This window comes from Citrobacter sp. Cpo032, from assembly GCF_030332975.1.
GTDB classification, from domain to species: domain Bacteria; phylum Pseudomonadota; class Gammaproteobacteria; order Enterobacterales; family Enterobacteriaceae; genus Citrobacter; species Citrobacter portucalensis.
Genome location: NZ_JAOWGU010000034.1, coordinates 164,575 through 190,143 on the forward strand (window position 1 = coordinate 164,575; position 25,569 = coordinate 190,143).

The following is a 25,569-nucleotide window of genomic DNA, read 5'->3' on the forward strand; positions in this document are numbered from 1 at the left end:
GCAATTAATCAGTTTGCGAGGTGCCTTCCGCAGTTTTAAGTTTGTTTTCATAATCACGCATGACGATCTCCAGCGCGCGTAGCACCGTTCGTGCTGGTAGCTGATTTTCCTCAAGTAAAACAATCAAATCGACGGCCAGTTTGACCTCGTCCGGGGCGTTCTCTAATGACATAAATTCTCCGGGGATTAGCGGGTTAAACGCGCCAGCACGTTTTCTATTCTTGCCAGAGCATGGCGACAGCGCGCCAGCCGCGCCTCGAATGCTTCTACTTCACGATGCAGTTTTTGCTGTTCTTCAAAGCCGGTAGCCTGAGCCAGACGCTCTTTGCGTTCACGCGTCATTTCAACCAGACGGCGTTCAAATTCCTGATGTTGGACCCGCTTGCGCTGCCAGCGCGCCAGACCTGGAGAAGCGCTGTCCCACTCTCGAAGGGACCAACTGGCGGTTTCACGTGAAATCGCCTCTAACTGTGAGGCAAGGTGTTCCGCAAGCCAGGTGATTTGTGGGAGTTGCTGCTGCTCAACGGCGCGGCGCAGGGCAGTAAGATTATCGTCAGCTTCTTCCAGGCAGGCCTGCAGCAACGTGCTGCGCGTGTGAAACAGATGCCTGTCAAAGCGGGCGCTAAGCGTTGTGTGGTGCGCCAGCGGGGCGCAATGTTGTCGCAAGCGGTTAAGCTGGTTTTCGAGCATCTGTAACAGCATGGCGGTTTTCACAACAACACTCCGATGAAAATGAGAACCGTTATGCTAAAGTAGCGATTCTCTGTGTTAAGTACTCATATTATGCAACGCATTATTCTAATCATCATTGGCTGGATAGCGGTAGTGCTAGGTACGCTGGGCGTTGTATTGCCTCTGTTGCCGACGACGCCGTTTATACTGCTGGCCGCCTGGTGTTTTGCCCGCTCATCGCCGCGTTTTCACGACTGGTTGCTTTACCGTTCGTGGTTCGGCGGGTATTTGCGCCACTGGCAAAAACACCGTGCGATGCCGCCGGGAGCAAAACCGCGCGCTATTTTGTTGATCCTGGTGACGTTTGGCATTTCACTGTGGCTGGTCAATATGACGTGGGTGCGCGGCCTGCTGCTGGTTATTCTCGCCTGTTTACTGATTTTTATGTGGCGGATCCCGGTGATTGATGAAAAACAACAAAAGCAGTAAAGCGCAATAATCGCTGTTGCAATTGTCTCTCACAGCCAGTAAATTCGACCGTTTTCGAGCACAGGCGCAGGTGGTCAAAGGTTAAGCAAGTGTAACCTTGGCTCTTATATAGACACAAAATCATTCAAGATACGTCGAGGATGAAGTGTTTAGTGCGCCGTGAAGTAATACTGTATTAATCAGGCACAAACTTATGACCGCGACAGCACAGCAGCTTGAGTTTCTCAAAAATAGCATCAAAAGCATCCACGACTACCCAAAACCGGGCATTCTCTTTCGTGATGTCACCAGTTTACTGGAAGACCCGAAAGCCTACGCCCTCAGCATTGAATTGCTGGTTGAACGCTACAAAAATGCGGGTATCACTAAAGTGGTTGGCACCGAAGCGCGTGGCTTCCTGTTTGGCGCGCCGGTAGCGTTGGGGCTGGGCGTCGGCTTTGTTCCGGTACGCAAACCCCGTAAGCTTCCGCGTGAAGTTATTGCTGAGACCTATGAGCTGGAATACGGCACCGATCAGCTGGAAATCCACGTTGATGCCATCAAACCTGGCGATAAAGTGCTGGTTGTGGACGACCTGCTGGCAACTGGCGGCACGATTGAAGCGACCGTGAAGCTGATCCGCCGTCTGGGTGGTGAAGTTACCGATGCTGCTTTTATCATTAACCTGTTTGATCTGGGCGGCGAACAGCGTCTGGAAAAACAGGGGCTTACCTGTTATAGCCTGGTTCCATTCCCGGGCCACTAATTTAGGGCTATCTTTTTTGCCATTTTGGCCCCGGTCAGTGCTCGAAATCCTCACGTACTGCGTGTACGCTCCGGTTTCTGTGCGCTGCCCGAAACCAAACTGACTGCAACGATAACGCCCGAATATAACGTGTCAACCTCGCCGTCGCTGCGAGGTTGTGTTAGCATTATCCCCCTGTGAATCCACCCTCCAGCCTTTCAGAGCCTGCCAATGAGTTATCAGGTCTTAGCCCGAAAATGGCGCCCACAAACCTTTGCTGACGTCGTCGGCCAGGAACATGTGCTGACGGCACTGGCGAACGGCTTGTCGCTAGGGCGTATTCATCATGCTTATTTGTTTTCCGGCACCCGTGGCGTCGGGAAAACCTCTATCGCCCGTTTGCTGGCGAAGGGATTAAACTGTGAAACCGGCATCACCGCCACGCCGTGCGGCGTGTGCGATAACTGCCGGGAAATCGAGCAGGGGCGTTTTGTCGATCTGATTGAAATCGACGCCGCCTCACGCACCAAAGTCGAAGACACCCGTGACCTGCTGGATAACGTCCAGTATGCGCCTGCGCGCGGTCGCTTTAAGGTCTACTTGATCGACGAAGTGCATATGCTGTCGCGCCACAGTTTTAATGCCTTGCTGAAAACGCTCGAAGAGCCGCCCGCGCACGTTAAGTTCCTGCTGGCGACTACCGATCCGCAGAAGCTGCCGGTGACTATCCTGTCGCGCTGTCTGCAATTCCATCTTAAAGCGTTGGATGTCGAACAGATTCGCCATCAGCTTGAGCATATCCTCAAAGAAGAGCATATCGCCCATGAACCACGTGCACTGCAACTGCTGGCTCGCGCCGCGGACGGCAGCCTGCGTGATGCGCTGAGCCTGACCGATCAGGCGATCGCCAGCGGCGATGGTCAGGTCTCGACCGAGGCGGTCAGCACCATGCTCGGCACGCTGGACGACGACCAGGCGCTCTCGCTCGTTGAAGCGGTTGTGGCTGCGGACGGCGAACGCGTTATGGCGCTGGTAAACGACGCCGCCGCGCGCGGTATCGAATGGGAAGCGCTGCTGGTTGAGATGTCGGCTTTGCTGCATCGTATTGCCATGGTTCAGCTTTCGCCTGCCGCGCTCGGCAGCGATATGGCCGCCATTGAACAGCGTATGCGTGAACTGGCGCGAATCGTTCCGCCAACCGATGTGCAGCTTTACTACCAAACTTTGTTAATCGGCCGCAAAGAACTGCCGTATGCGCCGGACAGGCGAATGGGCGTCGAAATGACGCTGCTGCGTGCGCTGGCTTTTCATCCGCGCATGCCGCTCCCGGAACCTGAAGTTCCACGACAGTCGTTTGCCCCGGTCGCACCCACTGCGGTGATGACCCCGACGCAGGTGCAGCAGCAGCCTGCGCCTGCACAACAGCAACAGAATGTGCCGCTCTCCGATGCCACCAGTCAGGTGTTGGCGGCGCGTAGCCAGTTGCAACGCGCTCAGGGAGCAACCAAAGCAAAAAAGAGTGAACCGGCAGCCGCTTCCCGCGCGCGGCCGGTGAATAATGCTGCGCTGGAAAGACTGGCTTCGGTGTCGGAACGTGTTCAGGCGCGTCCGGCGGTCTCTGCGCTGGAAAAAGCACCGGCGAAGAAAGAAGCGTATCGCTGGAAAGCGACCAATCCTGTTGCAGAAGTTAAAGAAGTCGTTGCCACGCCGAAAGCGCTGAAAAAAGCGCTTGAGCATGAAAAAACGCCGGAACTGGCGGCAAAGCTTGCGGCTGAAGCCATTGAACGCGACCCGTGGGCCGCCCAGGTGAGTCAGCTCTCGCTGCCTAAACTGGTGGAGCAGGTGGCGCTTAATGCCTGGAAAGAAGAGAATGGCAACGTAGTTTGCCTGCACCTGCGTTCCACGCAGCGACACCTAAATTCCAGCGGCGCGCAGCAAAAACTGGCTGAAGCACTGAGTTCCTTAACGGGGTCAACGGTTGAATTGACCATCGTTGAAGATGATAATCCAGCGGTGCGTACGCCGCTGGAGTGGCGTCAGGCCATTTATGAAGAGAAGCTCGCGCAGGCGCGTGAGTCGATTATTGCGGATAATAACATCCAGACGCTGCGTCGTTTTTTCGATGCGGAGCTGGACGAAGAGAGTATTCGCCCCATTTGATCGTGAGCCTAATGGTTTGACGGTCGTCATCCCTTAACGTGATTGAGAGAGAAGCCTATGTTTGGTAAAGGCGGTCTGGGTAACCTGATGAAGCAGGCCCAGCAGATGCAAGAAAAAATGCAGCAGATGCAGGAAGAAGTCGCCAAGCTGGAAGTGACCGGCGAATCTGGCGCGGGTCTGGTAAAAGTGACCATCAACGGCGCGCACAACTGCCGTCGCGTGGAGATCGATCCAAGCCTGTTGGAAGACGACAAAGAGATGCTGGAAGATCTGGTTGCTGCGGCATTCAACGACGCGGCGCGTCGCATTGAAGAGACGCAGAAAGAGAAGATGGCCTCTGTTTCCTCCGGAATGCAGCTGCCGCCTGGCTTTAAGATGCCGTTCTGATGCAAACCAGCCCGCTGTTAACTCAGCTTATGGAAGCACTGCGCTGTCTGCCGGGCGTTGGCCCGAAGTCGGCGCAGCGCATGGCGTTCACGCTACTTCAGCGCGATCGCAGCGGCGGGATGCGTCTGGCACAGGCGTTAACGAAGGCAATGTCGGAAATCGGCCATTGTGCCGATTGCCGCACCTTCACAGAGCAAGACGTCTGCAACATTTGCTCGAACCCGCGTCGCCAGGAAAACGGTCAGATTTGTGTGGTGGAGAGTCCGGCGGACATCTACGCCATTGAGCAAACCGGGCAATTTTCCGGACGTTACTTCGTGCTGATGGGACACCTGTCGCCGCTGGACGGTATTGGCCCTGATGATATCGGGCTGGATCGTCTCGAACAGCGACTGGCGTCTGAGCAAATCAACGAACTGATCCTGGCGACCAATCCCACGGTCGAAGGAGAGGCGACCGCCAACTATATTGCTGAGCTTTGCATGCAATATGGCGTTGAAGCCAGCCGTATCGCCCATGGCGTTCCGGTAGGCGGCGAGCTGGAAATGGTCGATGGCACCACGCTGTCGCACTCTCTGGCAGGGCGACACAAGATTAAATTCTGAACAAACGGAGGCCGCGACGGCGGCTTCCGCTTGAAATCCTTCCCGCTTGTCCCCATTTCACCCTCAACGTGTTTTTACCATTGAAAATGGCATTGTTGAGGTAGATCTACATGAAAGGACAAGAAACTCGTGGTTTTCAGTCAGAAGTAAAACAACTTCTGCACCTGATGATCCATTCTCTGTATTCCAATAAAGAAATCTTCCTGCGTGAGCTTATCTCTAACGCCTCGGATGCGGCAGACAAGCTGCGTTTCCGCGCCCTGTCTAACCCGGACCTGTATGAAGGCGACGGTGAGCTGCGTGTACGTGTTTCCTTCGATAAAGATAAGCGTACGTTGACCATTGCCGATAACGGCGTGGGGATGAACCGTGATGACGTTATCGATCATCTGGGGACCATTGCGAAATCCGGTACTAAATCTTTCCTCGAGTCCATGGGATCCGATCAGGCGAAAGACAGCCAGTTGATCGGCCAGTTCGGGGTGGGTTTCTACTCTGCGTTCATCGTGGCGGACAAAGTCACCGTGCGTACCCGCGCTGCGGGCGATAAGCCGGAAAACGGCGTGTTCTGGGAATCTGCGGGTGAAGGTGAGTACACCGTTGCTGACATCACCAAAGACGATCGCGGCACCGAAATCACCCTGCATCTGCGTGAAGGCGAAGATGAGTTCCTTGATGACTGGCGCGTACGTTCCATCATCAGCAAATATTCCGACCATATCGCGCTGCCGGTAGAGATCGAAAAATCCGAAGAAAAAGACGGCGAGACCGTGGTTTCCTGGGAAAAGATCAACAAAGCGCAGGCGCTGTGGACCCGTAACAAGTCGGAAATCAAAGACGACGAATACAACGAGTTCTACAAGCACATCGCCCACGACTTCACTGACCCGCTGACCTGGAGCCACAACCGTGTGGAAGGTAAGCAGGAGTACACCAGCCTGCTGTACATCCCGTCCCAGGCTCCGTGGGATATGTGGAACCGCGATCACAAGCATGGTCTGAAACTGTACGTCCAGCGTGTGTTTATTATGGACGACGCCGAGCAGTTCATGCCGAACTACCTGCGCTTTGTGCGCGGTCTGATAGATTCCAACGATCTGCCGCTGAACGTTTCCCGTGAGATCCTGCAGGACAGCACCGTCACCCGTAACCTGCGCAGCGCGTTGACCAAACGCGTACTGCAGATGCTGGAAAAACTGGCGAAAGACGACGCGGAAAAATACCAGACCTTCTGGAAACAGTTCGGCCTGGTACTGAAAGAAGGCCCGGCGGAAGATCACGCCAACCAGGAAACGATCGCTAAGCTGATGCGCTTCGCGTCTACGCACACTGACTCCTCCGCACAGACCGTGTCGCTGGAAGACTACGTGTCGCGGATGAAAGAAGGGCAGGAGAAAATCTACTACATCACCGCAGACAGCTATGCGGCAGCGAAGAGCAGCCCGCACCTGGAACTGCTGCGTAAGAAAGGCATCGAAGTGCTGCTGCTTTCTGACCGCATCGATGAGTGGATGATGAACTACCTGACCGAGTTCGACGGTAAGGCATTCCAGTCTGTTGCCAAAGCTGACGAGTCCATCGACAAGCTGGCGGATGAAGTTGATGAATCGGCAAAAGAAGCGGAAAAAGCGCTGACGCCGTTCGTTGAGCGCGTGAAAACCCTGCTGGGCGACCGCGTGAAAGAAGTGCGTCTGACTCACCGTCTGACCGACACGCCAGCCATCGTCACCACCGATGCGGATGAAATGAGTACCCAGATGGCGAAACTGTTTGCCGCTGCGGGCCAGGCCGTACCGGAAGTGAAATATATCTTTGAACTGAACCCGGACCACGTGCTGGTAAAACGCACGGCGGATACCCAGGACGAAGCGCAGTTCAAAGAATGGGTCGAACTGCTGCTGGATCAGGCGCTGTTTGCTGAGCGCGGCACGCTGGAAGACCCGAACCAGTTCATCCGTCGTATGAACCAGTTGCTGGTGTCCTGATACCCGTAATGTAATGCCGGATGGCGTTAACGCTTATCCGGCCTACAGCATCTCGTAATAGTATGCCGGATACGGTGTTTCCACCGCCATCCGGCATTTTCTCGCCTTATTTTTAATTTTCCCACCGTTAACCGTTTCAGCGTCGGGCGTCTTTCTTGAGCCAATTGCGTGATGGTGGTATCGTTTAGCGCTTTTTAAAAAATATCGACAACCTTTAAGGGGATTTTCGTAATGCGTATCATTCTGCTTGGCGCTCCGGGCGCGGGTAAAGGAACTCAGGCTCAGTTCATCATGGAGAAGTATGGTATTCCGCAAATCTCCACCGGTGATATGCTGCGTGCCGCCGTGAAATCTGGCTCCGAGCTGGGCAAACAAGCGAAAGACATCATGGACGCCGGTAAGCTGGTGACTGATGAGCTGGTGATCGCGCTGGTAAAAGAGCGTATTGCTCAGGAAGACTGCCGTAATGGTTTCCTGCTGGATGGCTTCCCGCGTACTATTCCGCAGGCAGACGCCATGAAAGAAGCGGGCATCAACGTGGACTACGTTCTGGAGTTCGATGTTCCTGACGAACTGATCGTTGACCGTATCGTGGGTCGTCGCGTACACGCTGCTTCTGGCCGCGTTTACCACATCAAATTCAACCCGCCTAAGGTTGAAGGTAAAGACGACGTGACCGGCGAAGAGCTGACCACCCGTAAAGACGATCAGGAAGAAACTGTACGTAAGCGCCTGGTGGAATACCATCAGATGACCGCTCCGCTGATCGGCTACTACTCTAAAGAAGCGCAGGCGGGTAACACCAAATACGCGAAAGTTGATGGCACTCAGGCCGTTGCTGACGTGCGCGCAGCGCTGGAAAAAATCCTCGGCTAATTTTTTCGCGTATTAAACCTCTTATCAGGCCTGCCATTATCGCGTAGGCCTGATAAGCGTAGCGCCATCAGGCAAATTCTCGTCTTACCTCTCACAGCAATTAGTTCTTCTTTATCGCTTTTCCGCTACAATTATCAACAATTTGAATCGATAAGAGGCGGTAATGCGTCAGACGAAAACCGGTATCCTGCTGGCAAACCTCGGCACTCCCGATGCCCCAACCCCCGAAGCCGTTAAGCGCTACCTGCGCCAGTTTTTAAGCGATCCACGCGTAGTTGATACGTCACCTGCACTGTGGTGGCCGCTTCTGCGCGGGGTGATTTTACCGTTGCGTGCGCCACGCGTAGCCAAGCTGTACCAGTCAATCTGGATGGAAGACGGTTCCCCGCTGATGGTTTATAGCAAGGCACAACAGCGTGCGCTGGCAGAACGCCTACCAAATACCCCTGTTGCGCTGGGAATGAGCTACGGTTCGCCGTCGCTTGAAAGCGCGGTCGATGAGCTGTTGGCAAGCGGGGTTGAACACATGGTGGTGTTACCGCTGTACCCGCAATATTCCTGTTCGACGGTGGCGGCAGTCTGGGACGAGCTGGCGCGAATCTTAGCGCGTAAACGCGGTATTCCTGGCGTTTCATTTATTCGTGATTACGCCGATGACAGCAGCTACATCGATGCGCTGGCGAAGAGTGCCCGGGATTCATTTGCTCAACACGGTGAACCTGATTTGCTGCTGCTCTCCTATCACGGCATTCCGCAGCGTTACGCCGATGAAGGCGATGACTACCCGCAGCGCTGTCGCGATACCACCCGAGAGCTGGTTTCAGCGCTTGGCCTGCCGCCAGAAAAAGTAATGATGACCTTCCAGTCTCGCTTTGGTCGCGAACCGTGGCTGACGCCGTATACCGACGAAACGTTAAAAATGCTGGCGGAGAAAGGGACACAACATATCCAGGTTATGTGTCCGGGCTTCTCGGCAGATTGCCTCGAAACGCTGGAAGAGATAGCGGTACAAAACCGGGAGATTTTCCTCGAAGCTGGCGGTAAGCAATATGAGTATATTCCGGCGCTTAATGCCGCACCGGAACATATCGAAATGATGGTTAAACTGACCGACGCTTACCGTTAAAGCTGGGCTCTGAAGTAACGAGCGCCTTCCCGTAATGCATCGTCGGCGGTTTTCATCATTCGCGAATAGTGCAGGAAGGCGTGTAGCGTGCCAGGGTACATTTTGTACTGGCAGGGCTGCTGATGCGCCTGCAACGTCTGGAATAGTAAGCGGCTATCGTCAATCAGCGGATCAAACTCAGCGCCAGCGATAAAACACGGTGGCACGTCACGCGTCAGATCGTTATTAAACAGGCAATAATACGGTGACTCGCGATCGTCAGCGCTACGCAGGTACGCGTTTTCGTATATCTGCAAGTCCTCGCGGGTTAACCCATCCCACGCTCCGCCCATCAGCCGTCGGCTCAGTGAATCCTGCAGGCCGTAAAGCCCATACCACAAAAGCACCCCAGCCACCTTGCCGCAGACAATGCGTTTATCCCGCAGCCACAGAGCACTGGCAAGCGCCAGCATGGCTCCGGCGGAATCGCCCGCAAAACCGATATGATTCACATTAAGAGAATAGTCGCCAGCGTGCTGATGAAAATACTGGCAGACGGCGGCAATCTCTTCGATGGCTTGCGGGAAACGGGCTTCTGGCGCAAGCGAATAGTCGATACCAATTACCGTGCACTGCGTATAGCGTGCCAGCAAGCGCATAATACGGTCGTGGGTATCCAGATTACCGAGAATAAAACCGCCGCCGTGCAGATAATACAACGTTGCCAGGCTATGAGGCTGCGGTGAGTAAATACGTGTGGCCACGGGGCCGCATGCGGTAGAAATAACGCATTCGCGGGTATTCATCTCTGGGGCATCGGCATTCCACAGCTGCCGTTCATGAATGTAGTGTTGGCGCTGGGCCACGAAGTCATCTGCAGGGGGCCACGGCGGCAGATCGTCGCGATGAAAATTCACCACGCTTTTCATTTCATCCGAAATTCTGTCGAGTACGGGGATCTTGTTTTCCAGCTTCATAAAACGCTCCTTGTGAAGGTGAGTTATTGTAGAAATTAATCCCGTATAAACTGCGATCTCACCGTCTGATATTGAAACTTAGCGCCGCATCGCATGCGTGGCAGGGAATGTGCTACCATGCATCGCTCAGTTAACCACCCGTAAAATCGACCATGAAATTTCCCGGTAAACGCAAATCCAAACACTATTTTCCCGTCAGCGCGCGCGATCCGTTGCTGCAACAAATTCAGCCAGAAAATGAAACCAGCGCAGCCTGGGTGGTAGGTATCGACCAGACGCTGGTGGATATTGAAGCCAAAGTGGATGATGACTTTGTAAAACGTTATGGATTAAGCGCCGGGCATTCTCTGGTGATTGCCGATGATGTCGCAGAAGCGCTCTACCAGGAACTGGTGCGTGAAAATTTGATCACCCATCAGTTTGCGGGCGGTACTATCGGTAACACGATGCACAACTACTCTGTGCTGGCGGATGACCGCTCGGTGCTGCTGGGCGTGATGTGCAGCAATATCGAGATTGGCAGCTATGCTTACCGCTATTTATGCAATACCTCCAGCCGTACCGACCTGAATTACCTGCAAGGCGTTAACGGACCGATTGGCCGCTGCTTTACGCTGATTGGCGAGTCAGGTGAGCGTACCTTCGCAATCAGCCCTGGGCATATGAATAAGCTACGAGCGGATAGCATCCCTGAATCAGTGATTGCCGGAGCGTCCGCGCTGGTGCTGACGTCTTATCTGGTGCGCTGCGAACCGGGTGAGCCGATGCCGGAAGCGACCATGAAGGCGATTGAATACGCCAAAAAGCACAATGTGCCGGTGGTTCTGACCCTGGGCACCAAATTCGTCATTGCCGATAACCCGCAGTGGTGGCAGGCATTCCTGAAAGAGCATGTCTCTATTCTGGCGATGAATGAAGAAGAGGCTGAAGCGCTGACCGGCGAGAACGACCCGCTGCTGGCGTCTGATAAGGCGCTGGATTGGGTGGATCTGGTGCTGTGCACGGCGGGTCCGGCGGGTCTGTATATGGCGGGCTTTACGGAAGAAGAAGTTAAACGTAAAACCCAGCATCCGCTGCTCCCTGGTGCTATTGCCGAATTTAACCAGTACGAATTCAGCCGCGCCATGCGCCATAAAGACTGTACCAATCCGCTGCGCGTGTATTCGCACATCGCACCGTATATGGGCGGGCCTGAGAAGATCATGAACACCAACGGCGCAGGTGACGGCGCGCTGGCGGCATTGCTGCATGATATTACCGCCAACAGCTATCACCGCAGTAACGTGCCTAACTCCAGCAAGCACAAGTTCACCTGGCTGACCTATTCGTCGTTAGCCCAGGTGTGTAAGTATGCTAATCGCGTGAGTTATCAGGTGCTGAACCAGCATTCACCGCGCCTGACGCGCGGTTTACCGGAACGTGAAGACAGTCTCGAAGAGTCGTACTGGGACCGTTAAATCTTGCATAGGCCGGATAAGCGATAACGCTATCCGGCACGGACATTAACTGGCCGTAGCAACTTCACCTGCAGGCGGCGTTTCAATCAGCTCCAGCATGGTGCGGGCGATTTCACGCTCACCCATGACGACCTGGTTGGCGCCGCGTTCGGTAATATATTCCACCTCATCGTCATAATGCGCGCGGGCGATAATCTCAATCGACGGGCATTTCTCACGTGCAGAAGCGACAATTTCACCCGCTTCATAACCATTGGGAATGGTCAGCAGCAGCCAGCGCGCGCAATCCAGATGCGCCAGATTCATAATCTCTTCGTTGGCGGCATTTCCCAGTACCGCGCGGATCCCACGCTCGCGCAGTTCATCCACCCGGGTACGTGAGGTTTCGATCACCACCAGCGGGATCCCCGCAGCCATCAATTTCTCACCCAGCAGGCTGCCGACGCGACCAAAGCCAACCAGCAAGGCATGATTGCAGATATCCACCGGAATTTGCTTCTCTTCTTCGATGGCCTCTTCCAGCGTCTGCTCCTCCAGCGTTTCTGTTTTGGCGAGGTATTTTTCTAACACCGCAAACAGCACCGGGTTGAGCATGATGGACAGGATTGCCCCGGCCAGCACCAGATTCTGTCCGGCCTGCGGCAACAGGTTCAACGCCATTCCCAGACCCGCCAGGATAAAGGCAAATTCACCAATCTGCGCCAGGCTAGTGGCAATGGTGAGCGCTGTGCGTTGGGAGTGACCAAACAGGCGCACCAGGAAATAGGCGGCAAGGGATTTACCAAAGATGATAATCGCCAGCGTGCCCAGTACCGCCAACGGCTGCTGGATCAGAACTAACGGATCGAACAGCATCCCGACGGAAACGAAGAACAGCACGGCGAACGCATCGCGCAGCGGCAGAGTATCATGCGCCGCACGGTGGCTTAGTTCAGATTCATTTAGCACCATACCGGCGAAGAACGCGCCCAGCGCAAAGGAGACATCGAACAGCTCTACTGCGCCAAAGGCGATACCTAAGGCGAGGGCGAGGACTGAGAGGGTAAACAGTTCGCGTGAACCGGTTGCGGCGCTGCGGGCCATAATCCACGGTACCAGGCGACGACCCACCAGCATCATGATCGCGATAAACGCCACCACCTTACCGATGGTAATACCCATATCGACGGCCAGCGAGGCAAAGCCGACGTCTTCTTTTTCCAGCATCCCGGCGACGGCTGGCAGGAGAACCAGCGTCAGCACCATCATCAGATCTTCGACAATCAACCAGCCAATGGCGATTTGCCCGCGCTGGCTGTCAATGAGCTGTCGTTCTTCAAGCGCACGCAGTAGCACCACGGTACTGGCGGTTGAAAGACACAGACCAAACACGATACCCACCATCAGTGACCAGCCCAATATGGCGGAAAGCGCCATACCCAGCAGCGTTGCCACCGCTATCTGGGCAATCGCGCCGGGAATGGCGATAGACTTTACCGCCATCAAATCCTTCAACGAAAAGTGCAGCCCCACGCCAAACATCAGCAGAATAACGCCAAGCTCGGCCAGCTCAGGCGCGAGCTTAGTATCAGCAACAAAACCAGGTGTAAATGGACCGGCCAGAACGCCCGCTAACAGATATCCCACCAGAGGAGAAATACGCAGTTTATTGGCAATCATGCCTAATATAAAAGCGAGCACAAGGCCGCCGACAATGGTGGTGATAAGCGGGGTGGCGTGATGCATTCCGTCTCCTTTGGTTGCTGTGATGATCCTGAAAACCCAAACTACGAGTAATAGTTTATGACAATTTTAATGTTTATGTTTATGAATAATTATTGAATTTTGAAGAAAACGGGATTTTAAGCGTAAAAAAGCACGGATCGGAAAAGTACGGTGATATGTGAGAGGTAAAGGCTGATGGCTACTGCAAGTAATGACGGCCAAAATTTACTTTTGGCCGTCAGAAAATCAGGCTTTGTGTCGGTTATCAGGTAAGAATATGGTCAGTATCCCCAGAAGTGGCAGGAAAGCACATATTTTGTAGACCAAATCGATGCTGGTATGGTCGGCTATTAGCCCTAGCACCGCGGCTCCCAAGCCGCCCATGCCGAAGGCAAACCCGAAAAATAGCCCAGAAACCATGCCGATACGCCCAGGAAGCAGCTCCTGCGCGTAGACCAAAATAGCAGAAAACGCCGATGCGAGGATAAAACCAATGATCACGGTTAAAATCCCGGTCCATTCCAGAGTTGCGTAGGGTAAAACGAGGGTAAATGGCGCAACGCCGAGGATAGAGCCCCAAATAACATATTTTCTGCCAATTTTATCGCCTAATGGTCCGCCAATCACCGTCCCGGCCGCGACGGCAAACAGGAAGGCAAACAGATGAAACTGGGCGTTTTGTACCGATAATCCGAATTTTTGCATCAGATAAAAGGTGTAATAGCTGCTGATGCTCGCCATATAGAAGTATTTGGAGAAAATCAGCACCAGCAGGATGCTTACCGCCAGCACCACTTTATTGCGCGGTAACGGATTTACGATGGCGACTTTCGGTTTTCCTTTACTCATCCGATGCTGCGCGGCATACCAACGGCTGATTTGTGCCAGGACGACAATCGCTAATAACGCAGCCAGAACAAACCAGGCCACATTACCCTTACCATATGGCGCGATGATGACAGCTGCCAGCAAGGGCCCCAGAGAGCTGCCGAAGTTGCCGCCAACCTGGAAAATTGACTGCGCCAGGCCGTGACGACCGCCGGAGGCCATGCGCGCAACGCGGGACGATTCCGGATGAAATACCGAAGAGCCGGTGCCAACCAGCGCCGCGGCGAGCAGCACCATATGGAAGCTGCCGGCCATGGCCAGCAAAACAAGTCCGCTCAGCGTGAAGCACATCCCAATGGGCAGCGACCACGGCATCGGGTATTTGTCCGTCCAGTAACCCACCACCGGTTGCAGCAGCGAGGAAGCAAGCTGGAAGGTTAGGGTGATCATCCCGATCTGCATAAACGTTAGCGAGAACTCTGACTGCAATAGCGGATAAATCGCCAGGATCAGCGACTGAATCATATCGTTTAGCAGATGGGAGAGGCTGATCGCTCCTAAAATGCCAAATGAGGTGCGTGCTTTAGCAACCGACGCTGACGCGCCAGCCACAGGCTGGGTTGGTTCACTTATTGCCATAGAAAGTCACTTCTGTTTGGGTTGCGATTATGAGGGTAATCTATTTTGTTATTATTACCTGACTAACATACCTGCGGAAGGTGTTTGAAGGAAGTCTCATTTCTGAAAACATTTTCGACTATTATTTCATATCATTGTAATTTCAGTCGTTGATTTTGGCTCAGGGAGAGAAATATGAAGTTTTTAAAACGGGGCGTGGCGCTGGCGTTATTAGCCGCATTTACGCTGGCAGGTCAGCCAGCGCAAGCGTACGAAAAAGATAAAACCTACAAAATTACCATTCTGCATACCAACGATCATCACGGTCACTTCTGGCGCAGCGAATACGGAGAATACGGACTGGCGGCGCAAAAAACGCTGGTGGACAGTATTCGTAAAGAGGTGGCAGAGGAAGGGGGAAGCGTACTGCTGCTTTCCGGTGGCGACATTAATACCGGCGTACCGGAGTCCGATCTGCAGGATGCGGAACCTGATTTTCGTGGGATGAACCTGATTGGCTATGACGCAATGGCGGTCGGAAACCACGAGTTTGATAATCCCATGACCGTACTGCGCCAGCAGGAAAAATGGTCCAAATTCCCGTTTCTCTCGGCCAATATCTATCAGAAAAGCACTGGCGAGCGTTTGTTTAAGCCGTGGGCCATCTTTAAGCGCCAGGATTTAAAAATTGCCGTACTCGGTTTAACCACCGACGATACGGCGAAAATAGGCAACCCCGAGTTCTTTACCGATATTGAGTTCCGTAAACCTGCTGATGAAGCCAAACTGGTTATCCAGGAACTGAATATGGGTGAAAAGCCAGACATCATTATCGCGACCACCCATATGGGACATTATGACAACGGCAACCATGGCTCGAACGCCCCTGGCGATGTCGAAATGGCGCGTAGCCTGCCAGCGGGATCGCTGGCGATGATTGTCGGTGGTCACTCGCAGGATCCGGTGTGTATGGCTTCAGAGAACAAGAAGCAGGTTGATTACGTACCGGGTACGCCGTGTGCGCCAGACAAGCAAAATGGGATCTGGATTGTGCAGGCGCACGAGTGGGGGAAATATGTGGGCCGGGCGGACTTTGAGTTCCGTAACGGCGAAATGAAAATGGTCAACTACCAGCTCATTCCCGTCAACCTGAAGAAAAAAGTGACCTGGGACAACGGTAAAAGTGAGCGCGTACTCTATACCCCGGAAATAGCTGAAAATCAGCAAATGCTTTCGCTGCTGACGCCGTTCCAGAATAAAGGTAAAGCGCAGCTCGACGTGAAAATTGGTAGCGTCAATGCGCGCCTCGAAGGCGACCGAAGCAAAGTCCGTTTCGTGCAGACCAACATGGGACATTTGCTGCTGGCTGCGCAAATGGCGCGAACCAGCGCTGATTTTGGCGTGATGAGCGGCGGTGGCATCCGTGATTCCATCGAAGGCGGTGATATCACCTATAAGAGCGTACTGAAAGTACAGCCGTTCGGAAACATCGTGGTGTATGCCGACATGAGCGGGAAAGAGGTGATTGACTATCTGACCGTCGTGGCGCAAATGAAGCCGGACTCCGGGGCTTATCCGCAGTTTGCTAACGTCAGCTTTGTGGCGAAAGACGGCAAGTTTAACGATTTGAAAATCAAAGGCGAGCCCGTTGACCCAGCGAAGACATATCGCATGGCAACGCTAAGCTTCAACGCGACCGGCGGCGATGGCTATCCGCGCATTGATAACAAACCAGGCTATGTGAATACCGGGTTTATTGATGCGGAAGTGCTGAAAGAGTTCGTGCAGAAGAACTCACCGCTGGATGCCAGTGTGTATGAGCCGAAGGGTGAAGTTACCTGGCAGTAACAGGGCTATTTTGTTCGCCATTTTGAACGCGGGCAGTGCTCGGAATCCTCACGTACTACATGTACGCTCCGGTTCCTGCGCGCTGGCCGAGTCCAAACTGCCTTCACCAATAACGCCCTGTTGAGTATTCGGTTTGTAGGCCTTAAAGCTGCGCGCCATCAGGCAATCAGTCTATAACCGCTTAATCGCGACGAGCGATGTCGGCGAATTTCGCATCCAGAATTTTCGCCAGATCGCCCGCTGCCAGTTCGATATCCAGCCCGCGTTTGCCGCCGGAAACATAAATGGTGTCAAACGTCTGGGCAGGGGCATCAATGAGCGTTGGCAATCTCTTTTTCTGTCCTAATGGGCTGATCCCCCCCACCAGATAACCGGTGGTTCGTTGCGCAACCATTGGATCGGCCATATCGACCTTTTTAGCCCCCAGCGCCTTAGCGACCTTTTTGAGATCCAATTGACCGGCTACAGGCGTGACCGCAACCGCCAGATGCTTCATATCGCCATTCACGGCAACCAGCAGCGTTTTGTAGACCTGGTCCGCATTCAGACCTAACTTGCGTACCACTTCATCACCAAAGTTCGTCTCGGACGGGTCGTGATCGTAGGTGTGAATCTGGAAAGAAATTTTGTTTTTTTCGAGTAATTTAACGGCGGGTGTCATAGCAATTTTCCTGGACCAGACAAAATACGACTCAAGCATACGCCTGATGTCTGTCTAAAAAATAGTACCATCTTGCGCAATAGTATTGGCAGGATGATGACTTTGAGCGACAATCGAACTACACCGATGCTTTAAGCATTGGGATCATAATAATGATGAAATTCCTCTTTGACGGGCCAATAGAAATATTGGCCATTTTTTTTACCGTAACATCTCCGGCAAATTTCCCTCTCCGTACAGATGCAACGCGCCAACGGCCACGACGTAATGACCAGCAGGCATCGCCCTGAGCCGATCGCGCCAGGCTGTGTTGCGTTGATGCATCAATACGTCATACAACGACTGGCTAAAGGTATTGGGAAGCGTCAGTTCGCTATTGCGTGGCGGTGTTTTAAGCCACCAGCCCATCATTTGTTGCAACAATCTGGCATTGGTATGCCAGTGCGTCAGAGTATCGTCCAACAAGGCCAGTCCGTTATCAGACAACTGACATAACAGCTCGATTTGACTGGATGCGCCCTCCAGCTCGATAACGGGTTTATGCGCTTGTTTTGCCGCTTTCAGCAATTGGTAATCAATTCCGTATTCCGCCCGTAGCCCCAACTGCTGTGCCTGTGTCGCCTGTAATACCATGGCGATTTGCCACAACGGCTGAGTAGATAACAGCGATGGGGAAATGCCCAGTTCGTTGGTGACTTTATGCAGGTTTTCTAACTGCTCCGGGCTGATACGTTCTTCGAGTGCGGCAAATGTAGGAAGGTTAGCAAACGGCGCGTCGTCACCGGAAACATCCGCTTCGACAATCAGCGCGTCGGCATGGTTGAGTTTTTTGAGTAATTTGGCAGGCAGAGGTGCCATATCGCGACTGCCCATGTGAATACTGCCAATCAGATGAAAATGGCGGTTGCCGGGCAATGAAATGTCGATGGCAGGCCAGGTATAGTGGTTGCCGCGTAGCGCGGTGAAAAATGTTTTTACCCGGTATAACAGATCCATACGACCTCCCTAAGTAGACTTTCATGCTAGCGCGTGGTCCAGGAAGGTGCAATGCGAGAATCGCCGGATGGCGACGCGAAATCGTCTTATCCAGCCTACAATGTTACCTGCACTTTGTAGGCCGGATAAGCGTGAGCGCCATGCGGCAGAGGGTTACTCTTTCGGTTTGAAGCGCAGCAGTCGGTTAGCGTTGCTCACCACAGTAATGGAGGAGAGTGCCATCGCCGCCCCTGCAACGACCGGATTCAGCAGTGTTCCGGTGAACGGCCACAGGATCCCCGCGGCAACGGGGATACCGATGCTGTTATAAATAAACGCGCCGACCAGGTTCTGCTTCATATTACGCAACGTTGCCCGGGAGATAGACAGTGCATCCGCAACGCCCATCAGGCTATGACGCATCAGCGTAATCGCGGCGGTTTCAATCGCCACATCGCTGCCGCCACCCATGGCAATTCCGACATCGGCCTGAGCCAGCGCAGGCGCATCGTTAATACCGTCACCCACCATGGCAACCTGACGCCCCTGGCTTTGCAGACGTTTAATCGCCTCGGCTTTACCGTCCGGCAGAACACCGGCAATCACCTCATCAATACCGGCTTCTTTGGCAATAGCGTTAGCCGTGGTCGGGTTGTCACCAGTAAGCATCACCAGACGATACCCGTTGCGGTGCAGGCGCTGAAGTGCTGCCACGCTGTCGCTACGCAGCGGATCACGCACCGCTAACAGCGCCGCCGCTTTACCATCAATCGCCAACAGGACCGGGGTTGAACCCTGGGATGCCTGAGCGGTGATTTCAGCTTCCATTTCAGTGGTATCAACCTGTTGCTCATTGAGCAGTGCCTGGTTGCCCAGCAGCAGCGTATGACCTTCCGTTTCACCGCTTACGCCTAAACCGCGCAGCGTACGGAAACCATTGACCTGTGGCAGCGTAACATCACCGGCTTTGTCCAGAATCGCCCTGGCCAGCGGGTGACTGGAACCCTGTTCAAGGGCCGCAGCCAGACGAATCGCCAGCGCTTCATCGGTATTGCCAAACGTTTTGATGGCGACAACCTGCGGTTTACCTTCAGTCAATGTCCCGGTTTTATCAAATACGACGGTATCAAGCGTACTGGCGCGCTGCAGCGCATCGGCATCACGTACCAGAACCCCAAACTCAGCGGCACGACCTACACCGGAAATAATCGACATTGGTGTAGCCAGGCCCAGCGCACAAGGGCAGGCAATAATCAGTACGGTAGTGGCAATCACCAGCGTATAAACAATTTGTGGTGCCGGCCCGAAGAAATACCAGATTGCCGCACTCACCAGCGCGATGACGACGACGACCGGAACGAACACTGAGGAGATACGGTCGGCTAGTTTACCAATCTCCGGTTTACTGCTTTGCGCCTGGCGCACCATACGAATAATGCGTGACAGCGTGGTGTGGCTGCCAACGGCACTGGCGCGGAACAGCACGCTGCCGTCCTGTACGACCGTACCGGCGTGGACGCTATCGCCTTCGCCTTTTTGTTGCGGAATAGGCTCTCCGGTCAGCATGGCTTCATCCAGCCAGGCTTCGCCCTGAGTGATTTCGCCGTCTACCGGAACGCGGTCACCGGTGGTCAGGCGCAGCAGCATTCCCGCCTGAACGTCTGCCAAAGGCACGTTCTTTTCGCCTTCGTCGGTAACAACACGCGCGGTCGGCGGCGTCAGATCGAGTAATTTTTCCAGTGCTTTGGACGAACGCTGGCGAGCCCGCGCTTCCAGCATGTGCCCGAGGTTAATCAGACCGATAATCATCGCACTGGCTTCATAATAGAGGTGTCGCGCTTCCATCGGGAACCATTGCGGCCAGAGGTTGACACTCATGGAATAAAGCCATGCCACCCCTGTACCCAGCGCCACCAGCGTATCCATGGTCGCGGTGCCGTTCATCAGGCTTTTCCACGCGTTGCGGTAAAAATGACCGCCCGCGAAAACCATCACGGCAAGCGTTGCCAGACCAATCGTCAGCCACAGGCTACGGTTGTCGGCAGTGACCATCATGTTTTCGCCAATCATTCCCCATACCATGACAGGGATACCCAGCAGCAGCGCGACGGCCGCCTGCCAGCGAAAACGTTTCATGGTTGCTACGGCGGTTTCTTGCTGACGCTCGCGGCGCATAACATCATCTTCAATGGCTTCTGCGCCGTAGCCCGCTTTTTCCACCGCTTTCACTAACTGGTCGGCGGACGCACTGCCCATTACCAGCGCAGTACGTTCCGCCAGGTTTACCCGTGCCTGCGTGACACCCGGTACGCTTTGCAGAGCATCTTGTACGCGGATAACACAGCTGGCGCAGCTCATGCCGTTTAACAGCAACTGTTGGCTGTCATCATCAGCCGTAGCTGCCGGAAGCTCGGAAGGGACCGCTGCCAGTGCTTCCGACGGGATTGATGACTCCGTCAGCGGTTTAGCCTTTGGGTGGCTTAACTCCGCGCCGTAACCGGCTTGTTTGATGGTTTCAATCAGCGCTTCAGCACTGGCGCTCCCGGTGATGTGCGCTTCAGTCACAGTGACATCCGCTTGCTCAACGTCCGGGCGTTGCTCCAGACTTTCTTTAACGCGTTTTACGCAGTGACCACAGGACAAGCCGTCCAGGGTTAGATCGATTGTTTGAGACATAACAAATTTCCTCTATGATTGGTCTGAGATTCATTGACCTTAGCAATCGTTTTGACTAACTGTTATAAAGGTTAAACCTTCCATCAAGGGGAAGGTCAAGGGGGGAGATGTGAATATATCCGATGTTGCTAAAAAAACCGGTTTAACCAGTAAAGCGATTCGCTTTTATGAAGAGAAAGGGCTGGTGACGCCGCCGCTGCGTGGTGAAAATGGCTATCGCACATACAGCCAAAAGCATTTGAATGAACTGATGCTGCTGCGTCAGGCGCGGCAGGTTGGGTTTAACCTGGAAGAGTGCGGCGAGCTGGTAAACCTGTTTAACGATCCGGCGCGTCATAGCGCGGATGTGAAAAAGCGCACCCTGGAAAAGGTGGCTGACATTGAGCGGCATATCAGAGAATTGCAGGCCATGCGCTTGCATTTGCTGGCGCTGGCAGACAGTTGCCCTGGCGATGACAGTGCTGAATGTCCGATCATGGATAATCTCTCCGGTTGCAGTCATCACAAAGCGAAGGCTTAACGGCGAGAGGGATTAAGCATAAACACCACCGTGCCGCGGTACCACGGGGATTTCTCAAGCTGCGCTTCAGCCAGTGGGTCCCGGTTACCGTTTTGCACCAGTCCCAGCTTAAATGGAATGCGCAGGCGGCTCAGCGCGGGTAGATACGCCTGATAATTCGTCACTGTGTGACACCCCTGATAGCTTTGCACCACCAGTTCATCGACCGCCAACGCGTTCAGCGTAGCGACGTCGCCCGTTTTTGCCCAATCCAGTAGTCCGGTTACGCCTAGCGCAAACTCGGCCGGGAGCTGTTGGCGCAGTTGCTGCAGAAAGCGGGCGTAGTCGGTCAGTTGATGGGTCGCTGCGTCAAAATCAACCTGCAGGCCAACGACGTGATTCCCGGCGGTCTGCCAGCGCTGCATCAACCGTATGATACGCGCCGGGATCTCTTCCGGTACGTCGAGGGTTGTAAAGCGTACGGTCAGCCAGATTGAGGGAAAAGACAGACGACTGACCGGCAGTCCGAGGCGCTGGAACACCACGTTACCGGAACGAACCAGTACCTCGCCCTGGTGCAGATAAACCGTTTGCGCGTCTTTCAGCTCGTAACTGGCTTTCACCCCAGACCACAGCCAGAAGGCTGAATGTTCACGGGCGGCGACGATATCCGCCGCCTGTGCCTGGCCGAGAAGCAGTGTGGTTACCAGTAATATTTGAGTTTTTGCGCCCACGGGCTTCCCGGATACTGCGTTTTCAGTTGGGTGAACCAGCCCTTACGCTGCAGTTTATCCACGTCTTCACCGCCACATTCGTTAGCGCCTGATGGCGCATAGCACATGATGGCGCGATACAGCGCGAAGCTCTTATCTTCGACTTCCGCGGTGGGTGAGGTGATTACCTGCTGGTAGTAGCTCTGTCTGTCGAACTGGCCGAACGGTTTCTTACGCGAAATAGCTGATTCAAGCACGTCGTTGCCAGCACTGTTTTTCCACAGATCAACATGTGTTTGCGTGGTGCGGAAGAATTCGCCAAGGCAGTTCAGCGCGTGAGCATCATCCGCTTTTTTGCTCAATACCGTTACCGTTTCATTGAGGCTGCGGCACGTATAACCCGCCTGCGCCGTGTCGCCATTCCAGTCGAATATGCTCAGGTTAACGTCATCAAACGCTTCGCCAATGACCGGTGATGTAATCGCGCTGGCCAGTTTTCTGTCAGTAAGCCAGTCGCCAAAACGATTCTCTGTAAGATCCCGCACCAGCAGCGTATGCAGCGCAATGGTACGCTCTTCGTTATTCGGGCCATGAACGGCCTGCTGGCGCAGCAGTTCTGGCGTGGCCTGCGTTTTCAGCACCTGCGAGCGAAAGCGCAGGTTGGTCACCGCGCTATTCGGTGCGAAAACTGCCGCCACATCGCCGCTATATACCAGCGTGGCGGCAAGCTTAGCCTGCACATATTGCTGCTGTTCGTTATCCTGGCTGAGTTTTAACAACTGCTGCCAAAAATCGCGCGCCTCGGCCCATTTCTTCTGGCCCATCAACGCTTCGCCGTACAGCACCTGTTCGCTGAAGGCGAGGGTATCGTGAGCGGCAAGTTTCTGCGCTGGCGTAACTGTCTGAATAATTGCCGCGTAGTTGCCCGTTGCCAGCCACAGATTCAGTTGCAGATCGCGCCATAGCGGCAGTTTTTGGCTCTGTTCAAACACCGGTTTGCTGGCGTCGAGCTGTGCCTGCGTCAGCGTGGGTTTGCTGTTGTTATCCAGGCGCAGCGCGCGTAGCAGTTCGATATAGCTGACTCGCGGCGCGTCGGGGAAGGACTCAACGACGGACTGGTCGTAGAACGCCATGCCATAGACATTATCGTATTCGATGACATTTTCGCGCAGTTGCCGTGCGTCAGCCGACTGCTTTAGCGTCTGTTCATACAACCCGGCCAGCTGCGGCCATGACTGTAAATACCAGTTGATGCGACGCAACATGCCTCGTGAAGAGTCAGCGTAGAGTCCTTGGGGAAAACGCTGCAGATAGGCCTGCGCCAACTCTTGAGCCTGAGTGGCATCCTCGCGATTAATTTTCGCAATATCAAAATCGCCGTACTCGCCCACGCTGTTCTGACTGCTCTTGTTCAACGCCGTGCGCATCAGCATGTATTGCGCGGTCTCTGCTAACCACGGACGATCGCTTGTAGCAAGCTGAGTGAAATCCCGTTCGGCACTGGCATAATCACCGGCATAGAAACTGGCGGCTGCTGCCAGATAGCTTTTATAGGGCAGAGCTTGAGAATCTGCCGGGAAGGTGGCAAGAGAAGACTCAATTTGCTCGCGGGTTGCCCCAGAAAGCAGTCCCGTACGCGCCTGGGCTAAAGCCTGACGCTGTTCCGCTGTTAATGTGGAATCGGCCAACAGCGCGGCAAAAAAGGCGCTAACGCTCTCGGCGTTATTCGAAACATGACGGTTCTCTAACTCAGCGTCATTGATGTTTATTTCGTCGGCGCTAATGTTCAGCTCGGCCATCTGTCGGGAGAGAGGGCTGTCCGCGGCGGATGCCTGAGCTGCCGCTGTTTGCGGGGCAGCCTCATCCCATTGCGGGTGATAGGCAAAATAGAAATCGCGGGAGCGAGTGATGTCTGCGGGCATCGACTGCACGGGCAGAGCAAATGATTTTTCCTGGCTCAGCAGCCGCAGCAGGTTGTCGCGGCTGTCGTTTTCAGGGTTAAAGGTCGGCGTTCCCTTCAGCAGGCAGCTGTCGTCGCTCCATTTGCAGTCTTCCATATCGAACGAAGCGAATGCCTGCGGAGCGGCGGTCAGCAATGTGCAAAGGGCAAAGGCAAGGGGTGTCTTCCTGACCATAGTCTTATTTCCTGTCTTTTTAGTGTGATACCGCTTTTATAATCAGGGTGATTCCCTCAACGGCAATGACTTCAACCTGCGTTCCGGCGCTCAAATCGTCACGGGCGCTAACGGGCCAGGAACTGTCGCCGACGCGCATATGTCCGCGACCATTGACCAGGTCAGTTTCCAGAGTAAATCGACGGCCAACTAACTGTTGTCCACGTTGGTTAAGATGGCTGTCGGCTGGCTGCTGCTCCTGAACGCGCCTTGCCAGCCACTTCCACCACAGCCAGGCTGCCAGCAAGGTGAGGGCAGCGAACATTGCCCCCTGCCACGCCCAGTCTAGTGGAACGAGCCAGATGACCAGACCGGTAATCACCGCTGCCACGCCGCTCCACAGCAGATAGCCGTTGCCGCCCAGCATCTCGGCGGCCAGTAACAGACCACCGAGGCTGAGCCAGAAGATATGCGGGTGCACCAGAATCATCGCTATCATGATTTTTTCCGCTCGCTGGCGCTGTCCTTAACCAGTTCGGCGATCCCGGCAATGGAACCCATCAGGCTGCTGGCATCCAGCGGCATCATCACCACTTTGCTGTTATTCGACGAGCCGATATGCTGCAGCGCTTCGGTATATTTCTGCGCCACGAAGTAGTTCACGGCCTGAATATCCCCGGCGGCAATGGCTTCAGACACCATCTGTGTTGCGCGGGCTTCTGCTTCTGCGGAACGTTCACGCGCTTCAGCCTGTAAAAATGCGGACTGACGTTCACCTTCCGCGATGAGGATTTTCGACTGCTTCTCACCTTCGGCCTTGACGATTTCTGCCTGACGGATCCCTTCGGCTTCAAGAATGTAGGCGCGCTTGGTACGTTCGGCTTTCATTTGCGCGTTCATGGCGTCGATAAGTTCTGCCGGAGGACGCACGTCGCGGATCTCAATACGGGTGATTTTGATGCCCCAGGGATTGGTTGCCTCATCAACGATATGCAGCAGGCGCGTGTTGATGTTGTCGCGCTGGGAGAGCATTTCATCGAGCTCCATCGAGCCGAGAACAGTACGAATGTTGGTCATGGTCAGGTTGATGATCGCCAGTTCCAGGTTGCTGACTTCATACGCGGCTTTCGGCGCGTCGATCACCTGAATGAAGCACACAGCATCAATCGAGACGTTGGCGTTATCTTTGGAGATGACTTCCTGAGAGGGGATATCAAGCACCTGTTCCATCATATTGATCTTACGACCAATGCGGTCCATGAACGGTACAACAAGGCTTAAACCCGGTTGCAGGGTTTTGGTGTAACGACCAAAACGCTCTACCGTCCACTGATATCCCTGCGGGACGATTTTGACGCCTGCGCCGACGATCACCAGCGCGACAAAAATAAGAATAGGAATAAAAATGAGCATTGATGAAACCTCCTGTTGTGCTGTCCTTTACTGCCTCATTAGTCAAATTATACCCGATTTATCAAGGTGGGCTCCCCTATAAT

General features: G+C 54.2%; 23 protein-coding genes and 1 other annotated feature. Of the genes, 11 read left to right on the plus strand and 12 right to left on the minus strand.

The window, feature by feature from the left end; genetic code table 11:
* Positions 1-4: 4 nt before the first annotated feature.
* Positions 5-172, minus strand: coding sequence for a pleiotropic regulatory protein RsmS (gene rsmS, locus OGY33_RS02825; RefSeq protein WP_065772037.1), 168 nt, complete (start codon positions 170-172; stop codon positions 5-7).
* 14 nt (positions 173-186) lie between these two features.
* The gene (priC, locus tag OGY33_RS02830) at positions 187-714 is read right to left on the minus strand and encodes a primosomal replication protein N'' (protein ID WP_182315468.1); all 528 of its coding nucleotides are present in this window, start codon (positions 712-714) and stop codon (positions 187-189) included.
* A 69-nt stretch (positions 715-783) separates the two neighbouring features.
* Between priC and OGY33_RS02835 the strand changes: the two genes are divergently transcribed.
* The 8 genes from OGY33_RS02835 to hemH all read left to right on the plus strand — a co-directional run bounded on the left by OGY33_RS02835 (position 784) and on the right by hemH (position 9,024).
* Positions 784-1,161, plus strand: coding sequence for a DUF454 family protein (locus tag OGY33_RS02835; protein WP_103015034.1), 378 nt, complete (start codon positions 784-786; stop codon positions 1,159-1,161).
* Positions 1,162-1,354: 193 nt separating this feature from the next.
* Entirely contained in the window at positions 1,355-1,906 is a 552-nt protein-coding gene (apt, locus tag OGY33_RS02840; protein WP_003021759.1) for an adenine phosphoribosyltransferase, read from the plus strand.
* A 210-nt stretch (positions 1,907-2,116) separates the two neighbouring features.
* Positions 2,117-4,045, plus strand: a complete 1,929-nt coding sequence (gene dnaX / locus OGY33_RS02845; RefSeq protein ID WP_003831049.1) for a DNA polymerase III subunit gamma/tau — start codon at positions 2,117-2,119, stop codon at positions 4,043-4,045.
* Positions 3,378-3,442: a sequence feature (DnaX frameshifting element), on the plus strand. (Overlaps the previous gene by 65 nt.)
* Before the next feature lie 57 nt (positions 4,046-4,102).
* Positions 4,103-4,432 carry a YbaB/EbfC family nucleoid-associated protein gene (locus tag OGY33_RS02850; protein ID WP_003021764.1) on the plus strand — a complete coding sequence of 110 codons (330 nt, stop codon included), beginning with the start codon at positions 4,103-4,105 and terminating at the stop codon, positions 4,430-4,432.
* Positions 4,432-5,037: a recombination mediator RecR gene (gene recR, locus OGY33_RS02855; protein ID WP_003021767.1), complete on the plus strand. Its 606-nt coding sequence runs from the start codon at positions 4,432-4,434 to the stop codon at positions 5,035-5,037. Before OGY33_RS02850 ends, recR begins: the two co-directional genes overlap by 1 nt.
* Positions 5,038-5,147: 110 nt before the next feature.
* Complete coding sequence (gene htpG, locus OGY33_RS02860) at positions 5,148-7,022, plus strand: molecular chaperone HtpG (protein WP_032942554.1); 1,875 nt, start codon at positions 5,148-5,150, stop codon at positions 7,020-7,022.
* A gap of 231 nt (positions 7,023-7,253) precedes the next feature.
* Positions 7,254-7,898: an adenylate kinase gene (gene adk, locus OGY33_RS02865; protein ID WP_003021773.1), complete on the plus strand. Its 645-nt coding sequence runs from the start codon at positions 7,254-7,256 to the stop codon at positions 7,896-7,898.
* Between the two features lie 163 nt (positions 7,899-8,061).
* Complete coding sequence (hemH, locus tag OGY33_RS02870) at positions 8,062-9,024, plus strand: ferrochelatase (RefSeq protein ID WP_003831052.1); 963 nt, start codon at positions 8,062-8,064, stop codon at positions 9,022-9,024.
* Here hemH and aes read toward each other — a convergent pair.
* Positions 9,021-9,980, minus strand: a complete 960-nt coding sequence (gene aes / locus OGY33_RS02875) for an acetyl esterase (RefSeq protein WP_191238796.1) — start codon at positions 9,978-9,980, stop codon at positions 9,021-9,023. The two genes, hemH and aes, sit on opposite strands and share 4 nt — an antisense overlap.
* A 152-nt stretch (positions 9,981-10,132) precedes the next feature.
* On the opposite strand from aes, the gene gsk reads away from it, so the two are divergent.
* Positions 10,133-11,437 carry an inosine/guanosine kinase gene (gsk, locus tag OGY33_RS02880; RefSeq protein WP_003021781.1) on the plus strand — a complete coding sequence of 435 codons (1,305 nt, stop codon included), beginning with the start codon at positions 10,133-10,135 and terminating at the stop codon, positions 11,435-11,437.
* 45 nt (positions 11,438-11,482) lie between these two features.
* Here gsk and ybaL read toward each other — a convergent pair whose 3' ends face one another.
* Complete coding sequence (gene ybaL, locus OGY33_RS02885) at positions 11,483-13,162, minus strand: YbaL family putative K(+) efflux transporter (RefSeq protein ID WP_048214776.1); 1,680 nt, start codon at positions 13,160-13,162, stop codon at positions 11,483-11,485.
* 225 nt (positions 13,163-13,387) lie between these two features.
* Positions 13,388-14,608 (minus strand): fosmidomycin MFS transporter, encoded by a 1,221-nt coding sequence (gene fsr / locus OGY33_RS02890; protein ID WP_003021788.1) that lies wholly within the window; start codon positions 14,606-14,608, stop codon positions 13,388-13,390.
* 174 nt (positions 14,609-14,782) lie between these two features.
* Between fsr and ushA the strand changes: the two genes are divergently transcribed.
* A complete protein-coding gene (ushA, locus tag OGY33_RS02895; protein WP_191238795.1) occupies positions 14,783-16,435 on the plus strand; it encodes a bifunctional UDP-sugar hydrolase/5'-nucleotidase UshA in 1,653 nt (550 codons plus the stop codon).
* Between the two features lie 181 nt (positions 16,436-16,616).
* On the opposite strand, the gene ybaK is transcribed toward ushA, so the two are convergent.
* From ybaK to copA, 3 genes are all read right to left on the minus strand, one after another.
* Positions 16,617-17,096, minus strand: coding sequence for a Cys-tRNA(Pro)/Cys-tRNA(Cys) deacylase YbaK (gene ybaK / locus OGY33_RS02900; protein ID WP_003831056.1), 480 nt, complete (start codon positions 17,094-17,096; stop codon positions 16,617-16,619).
* A gap of 201 nt (positions 17,097-17,297) precedes the next feature.
* Entirely contained in the window at positions 17,298-18,092 is a 795-nt protein-coding gene (locus OGY33_RS02905) for a TraB/GumN family protein (RefSeq protein ID WP_191238794.1), read from the minus strand.
* A 153-nt stretch (positions 18,093-18,245) separates the two neighbouring features.
* The gene (gene copA / locus OGY33_RS02910) at positions 18,246-20,747 is read right to left on the minus strand and encodes a copper-exporting P-type ATPase CopA (protein ID WP_191238793.1); all 2,502 of its coding nucleotides are present in this window, start codon (positions 20,745-20,747) and stop codon (positions 18,246-18,248) included.
* A gap of 109 nt (positions 20,748-20,856) precedes the next feature.
* On the opposite strand from copA, the gene cueR reads away from it, so the two are divergent.
* On the plus strand, positions 20,857-21,267 hold the full coding sequence (cueR, locus tag OGY33_RS02915) for a Cu(I)-responsive transcriptional regulator (RefSeq protein WP_048226264.1): 411 nt from the start codon (positions 20,857-20,859) through the stop codon (positions 21,265-21,267).
* On the opposite strand, the gene OGY33_RS02920 is transcribed toward cueR, so the two are convergent.
* From OGY33_RS02920 to OGY33_RS02935, 4 genes are read right to left on the minus strand one after another with little or no spacing between them, the layout of a single operon-like run.
* Positions 21,264-21,980: a DUF3142 domain-containing protein gene (locus tag OGY33_RS02920; RefSeq protein ID WP_191238792.1), complete on the minus strand. Its 717-nt coding sequence runs from the start codon at positions 21,978-21,980 to the stop codon at positions 21,264-21,266. The two genes, cueR and OGY33_RS02920, sit on opposite strands and share 4 nt — an antisense overlap.
* On the minus strand, positions 21,950-24,094 hold the full coding sequence (locus OGY33_RS02925) for a PA5441 family protein (RefSeq protein WP_191238791.1): 2,145 nt from the start codon (positions 24,092-24,094) through the stop codon (positions 21,950-21,952). Before OGY33_RS02925 ends, OGY33_RS02920 begins: the two co-directional genes overlap by 31 nt.
* 19 nt (positions 24,095-24,113) lie before the next feature.
* Positions 24,114-24,572 carry an NfeD family protein gene (locus tag OGY33_RS02930; RefSeq protein ID WP_048214771.1) on the minus strand — a complete coding sequence of 153 codons (459 nt, stop codon included), beginning with the start codon at positions 24,570-24,572 and terminating at the stop codon, positions 24,114-24,116.
* Entirely contained in the window at positions 24,569-25,486 is a 918-nt protein-coding gene (locus tag OGY33_RS02935) for an SPFH domain-containing protein (protein ID WP_003831073.1), read from the minus strand. The genes OGY33_RS02930 and OGY33_RS02935 overlap by 4 nt, the downstream gene beginning before the upstream one ends.
* Positions 25,487-25,569: the final 83 nt, after the last annotated feature.

Excerpts from the sequence above, each read along its gene's own strand:
- rsmS (WP_065772037.1), bottom strand. The coding sequence starts at position 172 with ATGTCATTAGAGAACGCCCCGGACGAGGTCAAACTGGCCGTCGATTTG.
- OGY33_RS02835 (WP_103015034.1), top strand. The coding sequence starts at position 784 with ATGCAACGCATTATTCTAATCATCATTGGCTGGATAGCGGTAGTGCTA.
- apt (WP_003021759.1), top strand. The coding sequence starts at position 1,355 with ATGACCGCGACAGCACAGCAGCTTGAGTTTCTCAAAAATAGCATCAAA.
- dnaX (WP_003831049.1), top strand. The coding sequence starts at position 2,117 with ATGAGTTATCAGGTCTTAGCCCGAAAATGGCGCCCACAAACCTTTGCT.
- OGY33_RS02850 (WP_003021764.1), top strand. The coding sequence starts at position 4,103 with ATGTTTGGTAAAGGCGGTCTGGGTAACCTGATGAAGCAGGCCCAGCAG.
- recR (WP_003021767.1), top strand. The coding sequence starts at position 4,432 with ATGCAAACCAGCCCGCTGTTAACTCAGCTTATGGAAGCACTGCGCTGT.
- htpG (WP_032942554.1), top strand. The coding sequence starts at position 5,148 with ATGAAAGGACAAGAAACTCGTGGTTTTCAGTCAGAAGTAAAACAACTT.
- adk (WP_003021773.1), top strand. The coding sequence starts at position 7,254 with ATGCGTATCATTCTGCTTGGCGCTCCGGGCGCGGGTAAAGGAACTCAG.
- hemH (WP_003831052.1), top strand. The coding sequence starts at position 8,062 with ATGCGTCAGACGAAAACCGGTATCCTGCTGGCAAACCTCGGCACTCCC.
- aes (WP_191238796.1), bottom strand. The coding sequence starts at position 9,980 with ATGAAGCTGGAAAACAAGATCCCCGTACTCGACAGAATTTCGGATGAA.
- gsk (WP_003021781.1), top strand. The coding sequence starts at position 10,133 with ATGAAATTTCCCGGTAAACGCAAATCCAAACACTATTTTCCCGTCAGC.
- ybaL (WP_048214776.1), bottom strand. The coding sequence starts at position 13,162 with ATGCATCACGCCACCCCGCTTATCACCACCATTGTCGGCGGCCTTGTG.
- fsr (WP_003021788.1), bottom strand. The coding sequence starts at position 14,608 with ATGGCAATAAGTGAACCAACCCAGCCTGTGGCTGGCGCGTCAGCGTCG.
- ushA (WP_191238795.1), top strand. The coding sequence starts at position 14,783 with ATGAAGTTTTTAAAACGGGGCGTGGCGCTGGCGTTATTAGCCGCATTT.
- ybaK (WP_003831056.1), bottom strand. The coding sequence starts at position 17,096 with ATGACACCCGCCGTTAAATTACTCGAAAAAAACAAAATTTCTTTCCAG.
- OGY33_RS02905 (WP_191238794.1), bottom strand. The coding sequence starts at position 18,092 with ATGGATCTGTTATACCGGGTAAAAACATTTTTCACCGCGCTACGCGGC.
- copA (WP_191238793.1), bottom strand. The coding sequence starts at position 20,747 with ATGTCTCAAACAATCGATCTAACCCTGGACGGCTTGTCCTGTGGTCAC.
- OGY33_RS02925 (WP_191238791.1), bottom strand. The coding sequence starts at position 24,094 with ATGGTCAGGAAGACACCCCTTGCCTTTGCCCTTTGCACATTGCTGACC.
- OGY33_RS02930 (WP_048214771.1), bottom strand. The coding sequence starts at position 24,572 with ATGATAGCGATGATTCTGGTGCACCCGCATATCTTCTGGCTCAGCCTC.
- OGY33_RS02935 (WP_003831073.1), bottom strand. The coding sequence starts at position 25,486 with ATGCTCATTTTTATTCCTATTCTTATTTTTGTCGCGCTGGTGATCGTC.